15 protein-coding genes, 18 tRNA genes and 1 rRNA gene are annotated in these 16,662 nt (G+C 40.7%); 33 read left to right on the plus strand and 1 reads right to left on the minus strand.

Annotation, left to right across the window (positions count from 1 at the left end; genetic code table 11):
* The 29 genes from AC1D69_RS03335 to AC1D69_RS03475 all read left to right on the plus strand — a co-directional run.
* Positions 1 to 125, plus strand: a 23S ribosomal RNA gene (locus tag AC1D69_RS03335); the annotation flags it as partial.
* Positions 126 to 215: 90 nt separating this feature from the next.
* Positions 216 to 291: transfer RNA gene (locus AC1D69_RS03340), tRNA-Asn, on the plus strand.
* Positions 292 to 294: 3 nt separating this feature from the next.
* Positions 295 to 386 (plus strand) — tRNA-Ser (locus AC1D69_RS03345).
* Between the two features lie 12 nt (positions 387 to 398).
* Positions 399 to 473, plus strand: a tRNA-Glu gene (locus AC1D69_RS03350).
* A 78-nt stretch (positions 474 to 551) separates the two neighbouring features.
* Positions 552 to 627: transfer RNA gene (locus AC1D69_RS03355), tRNA-Val, on the plus strand.
* A 28-nt stretch (positions 628 to 655) separates the two neighbouring features.
* A tRNA-Met gene (locus tag AC1D69_RS03360) sits at positions 656 to 732 on the plus strand.
* Between the two features lie 13 nt (positions 733 to 745).
* A tRNA-Asp gene (locus tag AC1D69_RS03365) sits at positions 746 to 823 on the plus strand.
* Between the two features lie 14 nt (positions 824 to 837).
* Positions 838 to 913 (plus strand) — tRNA-Phe (locus AC1D69_RS03370).
* Positions 914 to 940: 27 nt separating this feature from the next.
* Positions 941 to 1,016, plus strand: a tRNA-Thr gene (locus tag AC1D69_RS03375).
* Positions 1,017 to 1,024: 8 nt separating this feature from the next.
* Positions 1,025 to 1,109: transfer RNA gene (locus tag AC1D69_RS03380), tRNA-Tyr, on the plus strand.
* A 10-nt stretch (positions 1,110 to 1,119) separates the two neighbouring features.
* Positions 1,120 to 1,193 (plus strand) — tRNA-Trp (locus AC1D69_RS03385).
* Positions 1,194 to 1,220: 27 nt separating this feature from the next.
* Positions 1,221 to 1,297 (plus strand) — tRNA-His (locus AC1D69_RS03390).
* 38 nt (positions 1,298 to 1,335) lie between these two features.
* Positions 1,336 to 1,411: transfer RNA gene (locus AC1D69_RS03395), tRNA-His, on the plus strand.
* Between the two features lie 16 nt (positions 1,412 to 1,427).
* Positions 1,428 to 1,502 (plus strand) — tRNA-Gln (locus AC1D69_RS03400).
* 7 nt (positions 1,503 to 1,509) lie between these two features.
* Positions 1,510 to 1,584, plus strand: a tRNA-Gly gene (locus tag AC1D69_RS03405).
* A 10-nt stretch (positions 1,585 to 1,594) separates the two neighbouring features.
* A tRNA-Cys gene (locus AC1D69_RS03410) sits at positions 1,595 to 1,668 on the plus strand.
* Positions 1,669 to 1,676: 8 nt separating this feature from the next.
* Positions 1,677 to 1,765, plus strand: a tRNA-Leu gene (locus tag AC1D69_RS03415).
* A gap of 18 nt (positions 1,766 to 1,783) precedes the next feature.
* Positions 1,784 to 1,860: transfer RNA gene (locus AC1D69_RS03420), tRNA-Arg, on the plus strand.
* Positions 1,861 to 1,869: 9 nt separating this feature from the next.
* Positions 1,870 to 1,951 (plus strand) — tRNA-Leu (locus AC1D69_RS03425).
* Positions 1,952 to 2,152: 201 nt separating this feature from the next.
* Positions 2,153 to 2,446, plus strand: a complete 294-nt coding sequence (locus tag AC1D69_RS03430) for a LiaF transmembrane domain-containing protein (RefSeq protein ID WP_495454762.1) — start codon at positions 2,153 to 2,155, stop codon at positions 2,444 to 2,446.
* Positions 2,447 to 2,495: 49 nt separating this feature from the next.
* On the plus strand, positions 2,496 to 3,170 hold the full coding sequence (locus AC1D69_RS03435; RefSeq protein WP_495454763.1) for a PspA/IM30 family protein: 675 nt from the start codon (positions 2,496 to 2,498) through the stop codon (positions 3,168 to 3,170).
* Between the two features lie 4 nt (positions 3,171 to 3,174).
* Positions 3,175 to 3,627 (plus strand): PspC domain-containing protein, encoded by a 453-nt coding sequence (locus AC1D69_RS03440; protein WP_495454764.1) that lies wholly within the window; start codon positions 3,175 to 3,177, stop codon positions 3,625 to 3,627.
* A gap of 3 nt (positions 3,628 to 3,630) precedes the next feature.
* A complete protein-coding gene (locus AC1D69_RS03445; protein WP_495454765.1) occupies positions 3,631 to 4,329 on the plus strand; it encodes a PspA/IM30 family protein in 699 nt (232 codons plus the stop codon).
* A 142-nt stretch (positions 4,330 to 4,471) separates the two neighbouring features.
* The gene (liaF, locus tag AC1D69_RS03450; RefSeq protein WP_495454766.1) at positions 4,472 to 5,119 is read left to right on the plus strand and encodes a cell wall-active antibiotics response protein LiaF; all 648 of its coding nucleotides are present in this window, start codon (positions 4,472 to 4,474) and stop codon (positions 5,117 to 5,119) included.
* Positions 5,120 to 5,138: 19 nt separating this feature from the next.
* Entirely contained in the window at positions 5,139 to 6,203 is a 1,065-nt protein-coding gene (locus AC1D69_RS03455; protein WP_495454767.1) for a sensor histidine kinase, read from the plus strand.
* Positions 6,193 to 6,843, plus strand: a complete 651-nt coding sequence (locus AC1D69_RS03460) for a response regulator transcription factor (protein ID WP_495454768.1) — start codon at positions 6,193 to 6,195, stop codon at positions 6,841 to 6,843. Before AC1D69_RS03455 ends, AC1D69_RS03460 begins: the two co-directional genes overlap by 11 nt.
* 165 nt (positions 6,844 to 7,008) lie before the next feature.
* Positions 7,009 to 7,767 carry a YwmB family TATA-box binding protein gene (locus AC1D69_RS03465; RefSeq protein ID WP_495454769.1) on the plus strand — a complete coding sequence of 253 codons (759 nt, stop codon included), beginning with the start codon at positions 7,009 to 7,011 and terminating at the stop codon, positions 7,765 to 7,767.
* A gap of 180 nt (positions 7,768 to 7,947) precedes the next feature.
* Positions 7,948 to 9,492: a glucose-6-phosphate dehydrogenase gene (gene zwf / locus AC1D69_RS03470; RefSeq protein WP_495454770.1), complete on the plus strand. Its 1,545-nt coding sequence runs from the start codon at positions 7,948 to 7,950 to the stop codon at positions 9,490 to 9,492.
* 112 nt (positions 9,493 to 9,604) lie between these two features.
* Positions 9,605 to 11,188: a peptide chain release factor 3 gene (locus AC1D69_RS03475; protein ID WP_495454771.1), complete on the plus strand. Its 1,584-nt coding sequence runs from the start codon at positions 9,605 to 9,607 to the stop codon at positions 11,186 to 11,188.
* A gap of 66 nt (positions 11,189 to 11,254) precedes the next feature.
* Here AC1D69_RS03475 and sspI read toward each other — a convergent pair whose 3' ends face one another.
* Positions 11,255 to 11,488, minus strand: coding sequence for a small acid-soluble spore protein SspI (gene sspI, locus AC1D69_RS03480; RefSeq protein WP_495454772.1), 234 nt, complete (start codon positions 11,486 to 11,488; stop codon positions 11,255 to 11,257).
* A 124-nt stretch (positions 11,489 to 11,612) separates the two neighbouring features.
* Here sspI and AC1D69_RS03485 point away from each other — a divergent pair, with 124 nt between their 5' ends.
* From AC1D69_RS03485 to AC1D69_RS03500, 4 genes are all read left to right on the plus strand, one after another.
* Positions 11,613 to 12,275, plus strand: coding sequence for a potassium channel family protein (locus AC1D69_RS03485; RefSeq protein WP_495454773.1), 663 nt, complete (start codon positions 11,613 to 11,615; stop codon positions 12,273 to 12,275).
* Between the two features lie 25 nt (positions 12,276 to 12,300).
* Positions 12,301 to 13,101: a TrmH family RNA methyltransferase gene (locus AC1D69_RS03490; protein ID WP_495454774.1), complete on the plus strand. Its 801-nt coding sequence runs from the start codon at positions 12,301 to 12,303 to the stop codon at positions 13,099 to 13,101.
* Between the two features lie 258 nt (positions 13,102 to 13,359).
* Positions 13,360 to 14,628, plus strand: coding sequence for a MerR family transcriptional regulator (locus AC1D69_RS03495; RefSeq protein WP_495454775.1), 1,269 nt, complete (start codon positions 13,360 to 13,362; stop codon positions 14,626 to 14,628).
* Between the two features lie 146 nt (positions 14,629 to 14,774).
* Positions 14,775 to 16,586, plus strand: coding sequence for an FAD-dependent oxidoreductase (locus AC1D69_RS03500; protein ID WP_495454776.1), 1,812 nt, complete (start codon positions 14,775 to 14,777; stop codon positions 16,584 to 16,586).
* Positions 16,587 to 16,662 lie beyond the last annotated feature (76 nt).

Raw genomic sequence — 16,662 nt, forward strand, 5'->3', positions numbered from 1 at the left:
CCCCCCTCAAGATGAGATTTCCCAATTAGTAAGACCCCTTGAAGACGACGAGGTAGATAGGTTGGAGGTGGAAGTGCAGCAATGCATGGAGCTGACCAATACTAATCGGTCGAGGGCTTATCCTAATATTCTGAAGTTTAGGCTTCAGAAGCAAATGAAAGTTTCGAACTGCAAATTCATTCGTATCTAGTTTTCAAGGATTAAACCTTGATTATTCCCTGATAGCTCAGTTGGTAGAGCACTCGACTGTTAATCGAGTTGTCACAGGTTCGAGTCCTGTTCGGGGAGCCATATGGAGAGGTGTCCGAGCTGGCCGAAGGAGCACGATTGGAAATCGTGTAGGCGCCACAAGCGTCTCGAGGGTTCGAATCCCTCTCTCTCCGCCATTATATTTACAAGGCCCGTTGGTCAAGCGGTTAAGACACCTCCCTTTCACGGAGGTAACAGGGGTTCGATTCCCCTACGGGTCACCATTTTTAAATAAAGAAATATTGCATAAGCACTTGATTTTATGACAATATATCTGTTATGATAGTAAATGTCTTTCTCGTGGAGGCTTAGCTCAGCTGGGAGAGCATCTGCCTTACAAGCAGAGGGTCGGGGGTTCGATCCCCTCAGCCTCCACCATTTAACTCAATATGCTTATTATCAATGACGCGGGGTGGAGCAGCCCGGTAGCTCGTCGGGCTCATAACCCGAAGGCCGCAGGTTCAAATCCTGCCCCCGCAACCAATTATTTTTTTATGGAACCGTGGTGTAGTTGGCCTAACATGCCTGCCTGTCACGCAGGAGATCGCGGGTTCGAATCCCGTCGGTTCCGCCATTATTACCTTATAAGGCTCGGTAGCTCAGTCGGTAGAGCAGAGGACTGAAAATCCTCGTGTCGGCGGTTCGATTCCGTCCCGAGCCACCATTGATTTAACCAATGTTTTATAGGTGCGCCGGTGTAGCTCAACTGGTAGAGCAACTGACTTGTAATCAGTAGGTTGGGGGTTCAAGTCCTCTCGCCGGCACCATGTTTTATGGAGGATTAGTGAAGTGGCTAAACACGGCAGACTGTAAATCTGCTCTCTACGAGTTCGGTGGTTCGAATCCATCATCCTCCACCATTTCTTTTATAGGGGCATAGTTTAAAGGTAGAACAACGGTCTCCAAAACCGTTGGTGTGGGTTCAATTCCTGCTGCCCCTGCCAAAAAGAAATCTGTTATTCATCAATATGGCGATCGTGGCGAAGTGGTTAACGCACCGGATTGTGGTTCCGGCATTTCGCGGGTTCGATTCCCGTCGGTCGCCCCATATTTTTTGAATTAACATCTTGTACTAATTTAATTATGGCGATTGTGGCGAAGGGGTTAACGCACCGGATTGTGGTTCCGGCACTCGTGGGTTCAAGTCCCATCAGTCGCCCCATTTTTATCTAAGTTGTTGGGAATTAGCCAAGCGGTAAGGCAACGGACTTTGACTCCGTCATGCATAGGTTCAAATCCTATATTCCCAGCCATTTATATGCGGACGTGGCTCAGCGGTAGAGCATCGCCTTGCCAAGGCGAGGGTCGCGGGTTCGATTCCCGTCGTCCGCTCCATTTCATACATGGCGCCATAGCCAAGTGGTAAGGCACAGCTCTGCAAAAGCTTTATCCCCAGTTCAAATCTGGGTGGCGCCTCCATTAATTGTGCGGGAGTGGCGGAATCGGCAGACGCACAGGACTTAAAATCCTGCGGTAGGTGACTATCGTACCAGTTCAAGTCTGGTCTTCCGCACCAATTAGTTTTAAGATGTTTGCGCCCTTAGCTCAGCTGGATAGAGCGTTTGACTACGAATCAAAAGGCCAGGAGTTCGAATCTCTTAGGGCGCACCATTAAGTTTTGCCGATGTGGTGGAATTGGCAGACACGCCGCACTCAAAATGCGGTGCCGCGAGGCTTGCCGGTTCGAGTCCGGCCATCGGTATACAGCATAAAGGTTTATAAGATTGCTTATCTAAGCAATCTTATAAACCTTTTTCTGTTTTTATGTGATTTACCCTCCTTAAGACTAGCGTTACCCCGCCTTAGGTCTAGGAACAAAAACCGCCTCTGGTCTGTTTTGAAACTTCTCGGATTAACCTACAATAAGTACATAAGGTGATGCAGTGAAAGGCGGTGAGAATGCATGAAAAGAGGTAATGGTTTAGCAGTTGTATTAATCGCTATTGGAGCATTGATGTTACTAGGAGTATTTGGACCGTTGGTGGGAAGGTTGTTAGGATTAGTATTCCCAATCATTTTAATCGCTCTCGGTTATTATGGTGTGCGTCGTGGGAAAGTACTAATAGGATGGATTATCTTGGTGATCGGGGTTCTGTCATTAATAGCCAAGTTATCATGGATCATTGGACCTCTACTCGGAATCGCACTACTTATCTTTGGAATATCACTTCTCAAAAAGAAAAGAAGTACTTACTAACGTATATTAAATAAGTGAAGACAGATTCTTAAGGAGGGAGTATGTAAATATGAGTGTTTTTCGCCGGATGAGAGATATAACCGTAGCAACATTGAATGAACGTTTAGAACAAAGTCAGGACCCGGTTAAATTAATTGATCAATTTCTAATGTCAACACGGGACGATATTACAGAAGTTGAGAAATTATTTCAACAGTATGCTTCACATACGAAGCAATTGAAACAGCAAGTAGATCAAGCATCCTCCATGAAGGATAAACGAGAAGAACAGGCCCTTTTGGCGCTCAAAGCAGGTGAGGATCATTTAGCGAAGCTTGCACTTCAAGAGAAGATTATATATGAGGAAAAGTTAGAACAATATGGGGAACTGCTAGAGGATAGCAGATTGTCTCTTCGTGAATTAGAGAATCAAATGAATGAACTTAAGTTGGAATATCAGACTGTATATAGTAAACGTCAATATTATGCTGCCCGTATGGAGAACATACGATTACAGCAACGTATGAATCAACGTATGGGTGAGTTTGGTGGTAAGGATGTTCCCAAAATGTTTAATCGACTGGAAGATCGTATAACAGATTGGGAATTAGAAGCACGAAGCTTACGAGAATTACGTCGGGCGGGTCAAGATTACATTGATCAAGCTGGATCTTCCGTATCCAACATTTTGGAAAAAGAAATGGCAAAACTGAAACAAAAGCTGAACAACAGCGGAAAGGAGTAACCTCATGAGTAAGTTATACCGATCATCACGCAATAAAATGATCACAGGTTTATGTGGTGGTTTAGCGGAAGTGATGGGCATTGATGCTACACTATTGAGAATCCTTGTGTTGATCAGCATTCCTTTTAGTGCAAGTACTACACTGTTCATATACTTTATCGCTTCATTAGTTGTTCCGAAAGAATATGTACCTCCGTTTAATCCTTATGGAAATGGGAATGGTAATCCGAATCAAGGTGCTGGTGGTTACTATAATAATAGTGGTTCTTACAACAATAACAGCAACCATACAGGATTTAATTCCGAATTTAACAACAATGTAAATCCAGGTGGTTACAATCATGCTCAGTCCTCTGAATTGGATGACATGATGAAGGATATTGAGAAAAAGGCTTTGAAAAAAGAAGTAGAAGAATTGAAAATTAAACTTTCTAAGTATGAGAAGGGAGAAGTGTAAGATATGGGAGTATTCAAAAGATTAAAAGATATGACAAAGGCATCAGTAAATGAGGTACTAGATAAAGTTGAAGATCCAATCGTAATGTTGAACCAGTATTTACGCGATATGGAGGCTGAAATTCACGAAGCAGAGGTTACAGTTGCGAAACAAATGGCGAACGAACGTCGAATGAAACAACGTGTAGAAGAAGCTGTGAAGATGGGTGGACAACGTGAAGCGCAAGCTGAACTAGCTTTGAAGAACGGACAGGAAGAAGTTGCACGTAAGTTACTGGAAGAGAAAATTTATTTTGATCAAAAGCATACAGAATATCTAGGGCTTCACATGCAATCTGAGACTCAAGCGAAAGAATTAGTACAGCAACTGCATGAAATGAAAGATGAATTCTACAAAATGCGCAACAAACGTAATGAGTTAGTATCACGTGCACAGATGGCTAAAGCTAAAAAACAAATGAATCAAGTAAACAGCTTGCATAATATTGAGAGTGGAAGTGCTTCACTTGGATTCCACCGTATGGAAGAAAAGATTATGCAATTAGAAGCTGAAGCTGATGTGATGCAAGCCCCTTACCGTTCAAGTCATGCAGGATTTGCTAATCCAGTAGATGCTGAGAAACAATTGAAGGTTGATGAACAATTAAAAGCATTGAAGAGCAAAATGAATGGGCCAGCTGTGACTAAGAACGAAAGTAAATAAAATGTTCTAAATAAGTTCTACTCGTATTAACGAATGTTATGATATGCTATGATAGGCGAAGCCATACAGTATGATTTCATACTGCTATGGCTTTTCTAACTCCACCACTTATGAAATTTACTAATCAGAGGAGGGCAACGCCATGGATAAAAGAAATCGAATCATAGCTATAGGATTGATATGCATAGGTTTCCTTATGTTATTTGGCAAGTGGATGAGTTTTCTTACCATTGTTGCTCTCTTATTACTGTTATTAGGCATATATAGAATTCGTAATGGTGATATCAAAAAGGGAAATATTTTTCTGGGAATTGGAGCTGTTCTAATTCTCTTAGATCATCTGATTCTTGTTGTAGCGATTAGCCTGATCTCTCTGGGTTTATTTTATGGGAAATCAAAGAGGTTACATCCGAATGAGGGCTTCATACAAAAGATGAGTTTTATGACTAACTTTGATTGGGATCAATCACCTTGGGTGATGAGAAGTATGAGCGTATGGCATGTGCTCGGTGAGAGTGACCTAGATTTATCTTTAGGTATGCCAGAAGAGCGAGAGACCACCATTATGTTTCAAGGTGTTATGGGAGATATGGATTTAAATATACCTGATTATTATGGGGTTGAGATAGAAGCTTTTGTTCTCTTCGGGTCTATTGATTTCGATGGTAAAAAGGACAGTGGCATGATGAACCGATTGACCTGGAAGTCAGCTAATTATGATAACAGTGACTATAAAGTAAAAGTAGCGGTGTCATATATCGTAGGAGATATAGACATACGATTAATCTGAACATAGGAGGGGTTCCTGAGTGAACACCAAGAAGTCTGTGAACATGCTATCTAAAAGCATGGGCGAAGGAGCCCTTCTTTCTTTTATTTTGCTTCTTGTTATTCTTTATTTATTGTATACATATGGTTATTTGGCGCCATTTGATTCTTGGGAATTAGGGTTTAAGACCGTTGCCACATTAGTACTTGTTCCAATTTGTATCGGTATGATAAGTGGTTTCTATCAGAGCTACCGGATGAAACGCAAATTAGAACTCTTACGTGAAACCTTACTTTCCTGGGAAAAAGGGATTGTTGCTCGCTCTATGCCAGCTCTTGGAGAAGATGAAGTTGGACGGCTTGGCGAACAATTGAGACGTATTAGTAAGAAATGGGAAGATCAGGTTACATCACTACAACGTTTGTCTACCCATAATGCACAACTGGCAGAACAGGCTAGAGTATCGGCGATCGTAGAGGAACGACAGAGGTTAGCTCGCGAATTACACGATGCTGTGTCACAACAACTTTTTGCGATCTCTATGACGGCTACGGCTGTGGGTAGAACACTGGATAAGGATTTTGACAAAGCCCAGAGACAGGTAGCTTTAATTGAGGAAATGGCTGCTGTTGCTCAATCAGAAATGCGTGCGCTTCTCCTGCATCTACGTCCTGTTTATTTGGAGGGTAAACCTTTAGAACAAGGTCTCATGGAGTTAGTGAATGAGTTGAAACAGAAGGTTCCTATGGAAATTGTGTTTGAAATGGATAAGGGTATCCATTTAGTAAAAGGCATCGAGAATCATTTATTTCGGATTGTCCAAGAGGCAATGTCCAATGCACTACGTCATTCTAAGGCAAATAAGATGGAAATTCGTATTCACCTTAGACAGGAGACGGTAAGGGTTATGATTCATGATGATGGGGTTGGGTTTGAATTAGGTGACAAAAAGCAGACTTCCTATGGTCTATCGAATATGAATGAACGTGTGACGGAGATTGGCGGTTCGCTTCAATTTATAACAGCATTAAATAAAGGCACACGTATTGAAATCACAATTCCAATTGTGCATGAAGATATGGGGGAAATGATACATGGAGAATGAATCAGAAATAAAGGTTCTGTTGGTAGACGATCATGAAATGGTACGTATAGGTCTCGCTGCCGTATTAGGAACGGAAGATGGGATAGAAGTAGTTGGAGAAGCCGGAAGCGGAGAAGAAGGCATCAAACTGGCTAGGGAGTATAAACCAGATGTCGTGCTGATGGATCTTGTTATGGATGGTATGGATGGGATCGAAGCAACACGGCAATTGTTAAAGCTATATCCTGATTGTAAGGTAATTGTACTGACAAGTTATTTAGATGATGAGAAAATGTATCCGGTAATAGAGGCTGGAGCATTCAGCTATTTACTTAAGACGTCACGAGCTACTGAGATTGCAGAAGCCATTCGAGCTGCAGCACGTGGTCAATCTGTATTAGAGTCACAAGTGGCATCTAAAATGATGAATCGGTTACGCCATCCTCAGATCGAGACGGCTGCTCATAAAGAACTAACCGAGCGTGAGATGGATGTGTTACGCTTGATGGCAAAAGGTAAGTCTAATCAAGAAATTGCGGATGATCTGATCATAGGGATCAAGACGGTCAAATTTCATGTGACGAATATATTATCTAAGTTAAATGTAGATGATCGTACTCAAGCGGCAATCTATGCATATAAAAACGGATTAGCAGAGTAATATAAGCGGTATGATCATTTAAATAAGGAACCTGAGAAGCTAAGTTATAAAGAGCTTCTTGGGTTCTTTTGTCTTATAAATCTGGATTTAGGTATAAAAGATAGTAAATGGGCAACCCTATTTAGTAGATTCATAGATTTAGAGTCGAAAGGTAGGAATTCAATCATGAGTAATAAAAGAGGTCTTGGAAAAATTGGAATCATGCTATTATGTATAATCGTTATATTTATAGGATTTGGTCGGGATGCTTCTGTAGCTCAAAAAATAAATAAAGAAGATAAGAGACTTGCTGACTTAATTCAATGGGGTCAAGAGATCATGGAGACTCCACTGAAAGTCGTCGTTAAATGGCAAGGGGAATGGAGCAATGATGGCAAGTTAAGTTCCCAAGAAGCCGCTCAAAAACTGACAAAACTTCTGGGGCTATCTAACCTTCAATCAGTAACGAATACAGAACATGAATCTTATCGTTCGCTCACCATAGTTGACGGAATTAGAGTTAACTTGAACTGGCAGGTTATTTCAGAAGATCAGAGCTATTTCATCGTCACAATGGAGTCGCTAGATGCAGTCCATTCATCTGCAATCCAACATTTGCAGGACAAATTCCACGCTCAATTGGATCTTATGAATATGGCTGCTGAATGGAATGCCTCTGTTCAGGGGAACGTTAAAGAGGAACAATCTATAACAACGACTATGAAGGATGTAGAGACCACAATACAGTCCCATCTAAAATTAAAACAAGTAGAGACGTATGCGGATGATATGACGCTTAGCCACTCTTATGTAGCACCCTCCCTTGGCTTCAATCTTGTTAGTGGTGACCATACCATAGATCTTCAAATTGCAGTTCATCATGATGAACTTAGCGGGCAGAATCGAGTTACCCTTGGGTTTCCAATCATCACGATTGAATATTAAATGCATATCATTTGAGGGGTTCGTGAAATCACAGTAGTTTTGTCAGGAATAAGATGGCATGATGCAGAACAATGTGCTAAAATAGCATCACAACATTTGATGCTTCATACTTTTTACAAAGTTGTAAATGATAAAATTCATAAATATACACTATATTACATAGAGAGAGAATGAGGAGCCATGGCTGATAACTTAAATCTTGAAGAAATTCAAACCCCAAGTGCGGTGTTTTTTATCTTTGGTGCAACCGGAGATTTGGCAAGAAGAAAGCTATTCCCTGCTATTTATAGTCTTTATCGTGAAGGAAAATTAGCAGAAGATTTTGCAGTGATTGGCGTAGCACGTCGTCCACGTACACAGGATGAATTCAGGGATGATCTGTATCAATCAATTCGTGAGTTTTGCCGTTATAAAACGGAAGAAAACGAAGAATGGCAAACATTTGCTCAGCATTTTGAATATAAATCTCTAGATATTAACGATGTTAATGGATTCCGTGAATTAAAGGAACAAACAGAGAAGATTGAAGAGCGTTATCAAATTCCTGGTAACCGTATGTTCTATTTGGCATTGGCACCTGAGTTATTCGGTAATGTGTCTTTCAATTTAGAAAAAGGTGGCATGCTGGTAGGTCCAGGATGGAATCGTCTTGTTATTGAGAAGCCTTTTGGATATGACTTGAAGTCAGCTGAGAAGCTAAATGAACAAATTCGACAAGTGTTCAAAGAAGAAGAAATATATCGTATCGATCATTATTTAGGTAAGGAAATGGTGCAAAATATTGAAGTCATTCGTTTCGCGAATGCTTTCTTTGAGCCATTATGGAATAATATGCACATTGCTAACATTCAAATTACGTTAAGTGAAACCGTTGGCGTTGAAGAGCGTGGGGGATATTACGATCATGCAGGAGCATTGAAGGACATGGGGCAGAACCACATGCTTCAGATGTTAACAATGATTGCAATGGAACCACCAAGTCGTTTGTTACCAGAAGACATCCGGGACGAGAAGGTTAAGGTTCTACGTTCTTTACGCCCATATCTAAATGCCGAAGAAGTGGAGAACAATGTTGTTCGAGGTCAATATATTCAAGGTAGTGCTAATGGGAACGAACTGCCAGCCTACCGTGACGAAGACAAAGTAGATCCTGCTTCGAATACCGAGACTTACTTCGCGACACGCTTATTTGTGGATAACTTCCGTTGGGCAGGTGTTCCGTTCTATATTCGCACTGGAAAAAGATTGCCTGTAAAAACTACTGAGATTGTGGTTGAATTCCGTAGCATGCCTACAAATGTATATTTAGGTCAAAAACATAAACTTGAACCTAACTTATTGGTGATCAGAGTGAATCCAATGGAAGGGATCTACGTTAAGATTAATGCGAAGAAACCTGGATCTGAGACGGATATTCAACCCGTAGCGATGGATTTCTGCCAGAGTTGTATGGTTGGTATTAACTCTCCTGAAGCTTATGAGCGCCTTCTACATGATGCGGCACGTGGTGAATCGACTTATTTCACACGTTGGGATGAAGTCGCATCAGCATGGACTTTTGTAGATCACATTGCTGAAGCTTGGGCACAAGATCCAAGTAATCTTTCAACTTATCCAGCGGGATCATGGGGTCCAGAAAAGGCAGATAAACTTTTGGGAAATGACGGTTTCCATTGGTGGCCTGTGAATGGTCAGGATGAAGATAACGTCGTGTGGAAAAAATAATATAAAAAAAATCTTTCATAAATCATCCTCATGTAGCAATACATGAGGATGATTTGCGTACAGAATGTGGTACAATAATAGACATGACTTTAGTGATGAAGGGAAATGTGAAATGAGCGAAGTAATTGACCCAACTTTGCAGAAGGAAGTAGATAAGCGCAGAACTTTTGCGATTATTTCTCACCCGGATGCTGGTAAAACAACTTTAACAGAGAAACTACTCTTGTTCGGGGGCGCTATTCGTCTAGCGGGTTCAGTTAAAGCCCGTAAGGCAAGTAAGCATGCTACGAGTGACTGGATGGAAATTGAGAAGCAACGTGGAATCTCGGTAACTTCTTCGGTTATGCAATTTGATTATATTGGACATCGGATTAACATTCTAGATACACCAGGTCACCAAGATTTCAGTGAGGACACCTATCGGACACTGACAGCAGCAGATAGTGCTGTCATGCTTATTGACGTGGCTAAAGGGGTAGAGAACCAAACGGTCAAATTGTTCCAAGTATGCGCCCAAAGAGGGATTCCAATCTTTACATTTATCAATAAGCTTGACCGAGAAGGTCGAAGCCCGTTTGAATTGATGGAAGAGCTGGAACAGGTATTAGGTATCCGTTCGGTACCTATGAACTGGCCAATCGGTACGGGCCGCGACTTATGCGGAGTCTACGATCGGATGAACAATCAAGTGGAGCTATTTCAAGGTAATGACCATTCTGTTATCAAAGTACAGAAGGTAAAAGATTACCATGATCCAATCATTCGCGAAATGGCTGGGGAATATTTACATGACCAACTATGTCAGGAGCTAGAGTTGCTGGATGTGGCTGGAGATCCATTTGATCTTGAGAAGGTCAATAACGGGGAGTTAACACCCGTATTTTTCGGGAGCGCAATTAACAACTTTGGGGTACAAACATTTTTAGAAAACTTCTTACAACTTGCTCCTAAGCCAGAACCTCGCCGCAGCGCAGGTGGTCTAGTGCAACCAACGAACGAGAAGTTCTCTGGATATGTTTTCAAAATTCAAGCGAACATGAACCCAGCTCACCGAGATCGAATTGCATTCCTTCGGATCGTCTCTGGGAAGTTCCATCGCGGGATGAGTGTTAAGCACATCCGTGTAGGCAAAGACATTAAACTGTCGCAACCACAACAGTTTCTCGCGCAAGACCGTGACATTGTAGAGGAAGCATATCCTGGAGATATTATCGGATTGTTTGATCCAGGTATTTTTAGAATTGGGGATTCCCTTAGCCAAGATAGTGATATGGTGTTCGAAGAGCTTCCAACATTCTCACCTGAGATATTCGCGAAGGTAACCGTTAAGAATGCCCTGAAACACAAGCAATATCAAAAGGGGATTGACCAGCTAACGGAGGAAGGTACGATTCAAGTATTCAAAACCGTGAGCTTTGATGATACGATTCTTGGGGTTGTTGGTCAACTTCAATTCGAAGTATTTGAATATCGGATGAAAGGCGAATATGGCGTGGATGTGCAACTGCAGCGCATGCAATATCAGTTCGCTAGATGGATCATAGATGATAATATCGATTCAAGTAAATTCCGAATCAACTCGACGCTTGTACAAGATAAAAAAGGGAACTATGTCGTACTGTTCGAGAACGAGTACGCGATGAGAACGGCGATGGAGAAAAATCCAAATGCTAAGTTCCTTGAAGTTGCTCCATAATATACATGCTTTCATATGTATAGCAAAATCCCTCTACCCTTTGTGGGAGAGGGATTTACTTTTTTTCTAGGACAGTGGTGCAGGGGTGACAGATTGTAAATGTTTCTGAGCAACTTGAATTAGTTCATCTTGCTGTTTGGAATCAATGTTCTTCCATATCATTTCGAATATGGCTCCTAGTCCTGGTAATGCAGCTTCTGGACCATCAACGGATCCCTCAATCATCTCGCGTAGCTCAGTATCAGTCTTACTGTGAACCTTGTGTACGATGGCTTGACGTAAGTCGAGTACGATCGGCATGTTTGTATTCCCTCCTACCTAGTGTAATCAACGTTTAATATTCCCCTCTTGCCCAGCTGAAATTCAAGTTTTGTTACCAATATGATATAATCATTGAATATATTTGAATAGCGGAGGTTAATCAATGGCTAAGAAGCAGTACGCCATCATTGGAATGGGTAGATTTGGATCAAGTGTCGCAACAGCACTGACGGATATGGGTTTTGATGTGTTAGCAATCGATTCCAGTGAACAGCGAATTCAGGAAATATCCAACATTGTGACGCATGCGGTATCGGCGAATTCTACCGATGAAGAAGCTATGCGTGCATTAGGTATTCGTAATTTTGAAGTGGTTGTTGTAGCCATTGGACAAGATATTCAATCCAGTATTTTAACCACATTGATATTAAAGGACTTAGGTATACCTACCCTTATTGTTAAAGCACAGAATGAACTTCATGGGAAAGTACTACACAAAATCGGTGCAGATAAGGTTATTTTTCCTGAACGCGATATGGGACTTCGGGTTGCTCATCATTTGACATCTCCTAATATTCTGGATTACATTGAGCTATCCGATGATTACAGCATTGTGGAGATGAGAACCTCAGATAAGATGATTGGAAAGAATCTGAAACAACTGGATGTTAGAGCTCGATTCGGATGCAATGTGATGGCTATTAAGACGGGAAGTAAGATGAACATCTCACCGGATGCGAATGAACCTTTAGATAAAGACGATGTTCTTGTTATATTAGGACAAAAAGATGATTTGATTAAATTGGAACTGGAATTCCCCAAATAGGGTTACAGGATAAGGATGGGTTAAGATGGATATTACATCCCTGCACAATGCGCGTGTGAAAGAATGGACGCAATTGTTGGAAAAGAAGCATCGGGATCGAGGACATAAGTTTATTGTAGAAGGGATACACTTAGTTCAGGAAGCTTTCGAGTATGAAGCGGACATTGAATGTGTTGCTTATGATATAGACAAGGGAATTCCAGCGGAATTGAAGCATTTAAATTCAAATGATGCCGAGTGGATTGGTGTCTCGGAAGCGATTATTGGTAAATGTACCGATACGGTTACGCCACAACCTGTATTTGCAGTTGTTCGCAAACGAACGGTTGATCTTGCTGTCTTACTAGCCAAAGAGAACAGTCTAGTGATGGTACTGGATGGTGTACAAGATCCGGGGAACGTAGGTACGATTATTCGTAGCGCAGATGCAGCAGGAGCGGATGGGGTTATATTAGGTCGAGGATGTGTAGATCTGTACAATCCCAAGACGATTCGTTCTACGATGGGGTCGATCTTTCATCTACCTGTGGTGGAAGGGGATTTACTTGATATCCTACCACAAGCGAAAGAGGGCGGTGCACGCCTAGTTAGCACTAGTCTACAAGCAGACTATAATTGTTATGAGTACGAATTCAAAGGATCTACTTGGCTACTGGTTGGAAACGAAGCGAAAGGCGTGTCAGAAGGAGTTCGTCAGTTAGTAGATGATACGCTCATCATCCCTATGCGAGGACAAGCGGAGTCACTGAACGTGAGTATGGCTTCCTCTGTATTAATGTTTGAGGCGATGAGACAGAGACACTATAGCAATCAGAATTCGAATTAAAAAGACGACTATAATGGCAGAAAAGGATCCTTACCACAGGATTCTTTCTGCCATTTGATTTATCTTAGTGAATAGGAGAGAGAAATTGCTTTTATAGAATGTTCTCAATGTTTGAAGTCTATAAAATAATAGTACTACATAAAGCTGTTCAAATAGTTGCGCCGTATGTAATCATCGGGTACGATAGCGATATAAAGGCGTATTCCGTCTTGTTTTATATTGTGATAATTTTCACGAATGAAAAAGGAGTAATGTGAAATGAAAATTGGTGAGTTCTCCAAAAAAAATAATATTACCCAAGATGCCATCCGTCATTATATAGATATGGGACTACTCGTTGTAGAAAAGCATGGTTGTCAGTATAAATTTAGCGACGAGGATCATGGCGATCTTGAAAAAATATATATGTTAAAGCAATTAGATCTTTCTTTAACTGAAATTCAGGAAATTCTATGCTTTAATCGGCTTGAAGGTGACAAAACAGATGAATACCGTAAATTTTACTTATCTGTATTGGAAAAGAAAAAGGATCAGATCATGAAAGAACAGCAAAAATTAAAAGTGATTGATTCCTTATTAAGTGACAGAATACATGAATTGAAAATGAATGATATGGGTAAAAGAAAAAGATTAGGATTTCCAATATCCTCAATAGGATTATTACATTGCCCCTATTGTTCAGCAACGTTAGATTTCAGTGATGGAACGATTGAGAAGAATATGATATTAGAAGCTATGGTTCAGTGTGAATGTGGCTATGCTGCAGTAATTGAGGATGGCATATATATAGATAAAAAGGTAGTAAGTCATAAAAAAGTGATACCAACGAAACAGGAGTTTTTGGAAGCGACTTCACCGAAGTATATTAATTTTATGTATAACGGTACAACAACATTAATTGACTACATACAGAATCACGCAAATGAACCTAAATACATATTAGAATTAGATCATTGTGTTGGCAGATTTTTAATGCAATATATTGATTTCATCCCCAAGAATAGTACTTACATTCTTATTTGTCAGGATAAAGAAAGGCTCATGAATACTCAAAAAAATTTAGCTCTGCAGGATGCACATCATCACTTTATCTTCTTCTGCTGTGAAGTAGATCAGTTACCGATTATTCATTCATCAGTGGATATAATAATCGATCATGGAATGAGCAAAGCATATGCTAAATCAACGAACAAATGTCTGATGGATGTTGTATCTCCCTTTCTACAAGAAGAGGGGCTTCTTACAGGAGCCTATCCTCATCTAGGGAGTAAATGTAAGGAGTTTATGAATATCCCAATTGAATTAAGAGATTACTACAGTAGAAATAAAATGCTAGAGAAATTGGAGAAATTAAATTTTTTACAATTAGATGTTGCAGATCTAGGCCCTGTTACTGAAAAAAGCCAGTACATTGAACTTAGAGATAAGGAGCAATATTTGACCCTCTATGTTGGAAAAAAGAGAAGAAATGGTGATGTTATCTCTTCAGGTGTTCAACAGGAGATAAAAGAAAATAAGATATCCTGAATGTGTAAACATCGGGTTAACCCCATACTTTTCATTTTTCCACACCTTTATACGTGCAAAATTTCACAAAGTCTGCTTGACGTCGTGATGACCCAACCATATAAGATCTATGTATACAATGATTTTATACGCCAAGGGGGAAAACCATGAAAAGGAATTGGAAAAGGGTAAATTTCTTGCTGTTGGGATTAGTATTAATACTAAATGTAGTTGCTTGTTCAAATTCTGCCAAAGATACTAACGCAAATTCGAATACAACTTCGGGAACAGCAACTTATAAAGCAGGTACTTACACATCAAAGGCACAAGGTAACAATGGTGATATCACGGTTGAGGTTGTATTTGATGATAACGCGATCGTATCTGTAACTATTAAAGAGCATAGCGAAACGGATAGTCTTAGCAATACACCATTCGAACGTATCCCTCAGCAAATTGTTGAGGGACAGACATTGGCAGTTGATGTTGTGTCAGGCGCTTCTAATTCATCGAAGGCGATCCTTGCTGCGGTTGAAGATTGTGTCAAGCAAGCGGGCGGAGATGTAGCTACCCTTAAGGTTGCTGCCATAACGGATGATAAGGCACAAAAGGAAACTGAACTAACAACGGATGTTGTCGTTATTGGTGGAGGAGGTACAGGTCTCACAGCTGCTGGATCTGCGTTTGAGAACGGCGCCAAGGTTATTGTACTAGAGAAAATGGCAACGGTAGGTGGTTCTACAGCGTTATCTGGCGGAGGTATTTCTGCAACAGGTACTCGTTTCCAAAAGGAACTAGGCATTGAGGATTCACCAGAATCATGGATGCAGTTGTGGAAAGAGCGTCAAAGTACAAGTAATCCTGATAGTATATATCCAGATTATGATCGTGTAGAAACCTTTATGGATGAGGCAGTAGATACAACACACTGGTTGGTTGATTATATGAATCATAAGTATACTCGTGTGGAAGGATATGGTGTTGATCCTGTAGCTCGCCTTCATTTTCCTGAAGCTGGTGGTGCTAGCTTAATTGCAAATCTAGATAAGACCCTTAAAGATAAAGGAGTCGATATCCTTTTAGAGACAAAAGCAACGGAATTAATCACGGATGATAAAGGTAACGTAATTGGTGTTGCAGCGGAGAATGCTGAAGGAAAGCTGATCGTTCATGCGAAAAAAGTCATCATCGCTTCAGGAGGATTTGCTAAGAGTGAGGAAATGATGAAGCGTTTCTTACCTCAATTTGTTGACGATATGGGGATCAGTGCAGCTGCTGCGGGTAGTACAGGTGATGGGATAGTCATGGCAGAAAAATTAGGCGCAGCGTTATACGAAGATCCGTGGGTGATTGGTCTAGGTATGGGAAGTTTGGTTCCAGAATTACGTGGTATTGAATGGGATACTACTAAAGTATTAGTGAACGAAAAAGGCGAACGTTTTATGGATGAAAATAGTCATTACGCTATTGTAACAAATAAAGTGCTTCCTAACGAACAGGTATGGATGGTTATAGATTCAAGTGAAGCCAATGCGAAAGTAATTGGTGCCATTGAAGGTAAACTTCCTAATGCTGAGATCGCTGTCGGAAATACAATGGAAGAATTAGCCTCTACTATGCAAGTATCTGGAGCAGCTCTTGTGAAAACAATGGATACTTTCAATGCTGGAGTAACTTCAGGTAAAGATGAATTCAACAAAGAAGTAAAGACACTTGTATCTGTTAATAAAGGGCCATTCTATGCTTTTAAATACTATCCTAAAACTATGGGTACATTTGGTGGAGTGAAAGTCGACGAACATTATCGTGTTGTAAAAGAAGATGGCTCAGTCATCGACAATCTTTATGCGGGTGGAGAAGCAGCGAATCGCTATTTATACAACCAGGTCTATATGTCAGGTAGTGCGGTTCAGTATGCGTTAACTAGTGGACGCTTGAGTGGAGAACATGCTGCAAAGGCAGTTGCTGAAGGAAAGTAATATTTGACGAAGAACATTCATTAAACTAATCTAATGCCTTGATGAATGTTCTTTGTTTTTTTGGAATTTAAAATAT

The sequence above is a fragment of the Paenibacillus sp. Y301 genome (assembly GCF_059445505.1).

Coding starts and splice junctions, on each gene's coding strand:
- AC1D69_RS03430 (WP_495454762.1), top strand. CDS start 2,153: ATGAAAAGAGGTAATGGTTTAGCAGTTGTATTAATCGCTATTGGAGCA.
- AC1D69_RS03435 (WP_495454763.1), top strand. CDS start 2,496: ATGAGTGTTTTTCGCCGGATGAGAGATATAACCGTAGCAACATTGAAT.
- AC1D69_RS03440 (WP_495454764.1), top strand. CDS start 3,175: ATGAGTAAGTTATACCGATCATCACGCAATAAAATGATCACAGGTTTA.
- AC1D69_RS03445 (WP_495454765.1), top strand. CDS start 3,631: ATGGGAGTATTCAAAAGATTAAAAGATATGACAAAGGCATCAGTAAAT.
- liaF (WP_495454766.1), top strand. CDS start 4,472: ATGGATAAAAGAAATCGAATCATAGCTATAGGATTGATATGCATAGGT.
- AC1D69_RS03460 (WP_495454768.1), top strand. CDS start 6,193: ATGGAGAATGAATCAGAAATAAAGGTTCTGTTGGTAGACGATCATGAA.
- AC1D69_RS03465 (WP_495454769.1), top strand. CDS start 7,009: ATGAGTAATAAAAGAGGTCTTGGAAAAATTGGAATCATGCTATTATGT.
- zwf (WP_495454770.1), top strand. CDS start 7,948: ATGGCTGATAACTTAAATCTTGAAGAAATTCAAACCCCAAGTGCGGTG.
- AC1D69_RS03475 (WP_495454771.1), top strand. CDS start 9,605: ATGAGCGAAGTAATTGACCCAACTTTGCAGAAGGAAGTAGATAAGCGC.
- sspI (WP_495454772.1), bottom strand. CDS start 11,488: ATGCCGATCGTACTCGACTTACGTCAAGCCATCGTACACAAGGTTCAC.
- AC1D69_RS03485 (WP_495454773.1), top strand. CDS start 11,613: ATGGCTAAGAAGCAGTACGCCATCATTGGAATGGGTAGATTTGGATCA.
- AC1D69_RS03490 (WP_495454774.1), top strand. CDS start 12,301: ATGGATATTACATCCCTGCACAATGCGCGTGTGAAAGAATGGACGCAA.
- AC1D69_RS03495 (WP_495454775.1), top strand. CDS start 13,360: ATGAAAATTGGTGAGTTCTCCAAAAAAAATAATATTACCCAAGATGCC.
- AC1D69_RS03500 (WP_495454776.1), top strand. CDS start 14,775: ATGAAAAGGAATTGGAAAAGGGTAAATTTCTTGCTGTTGGGATTAGTA.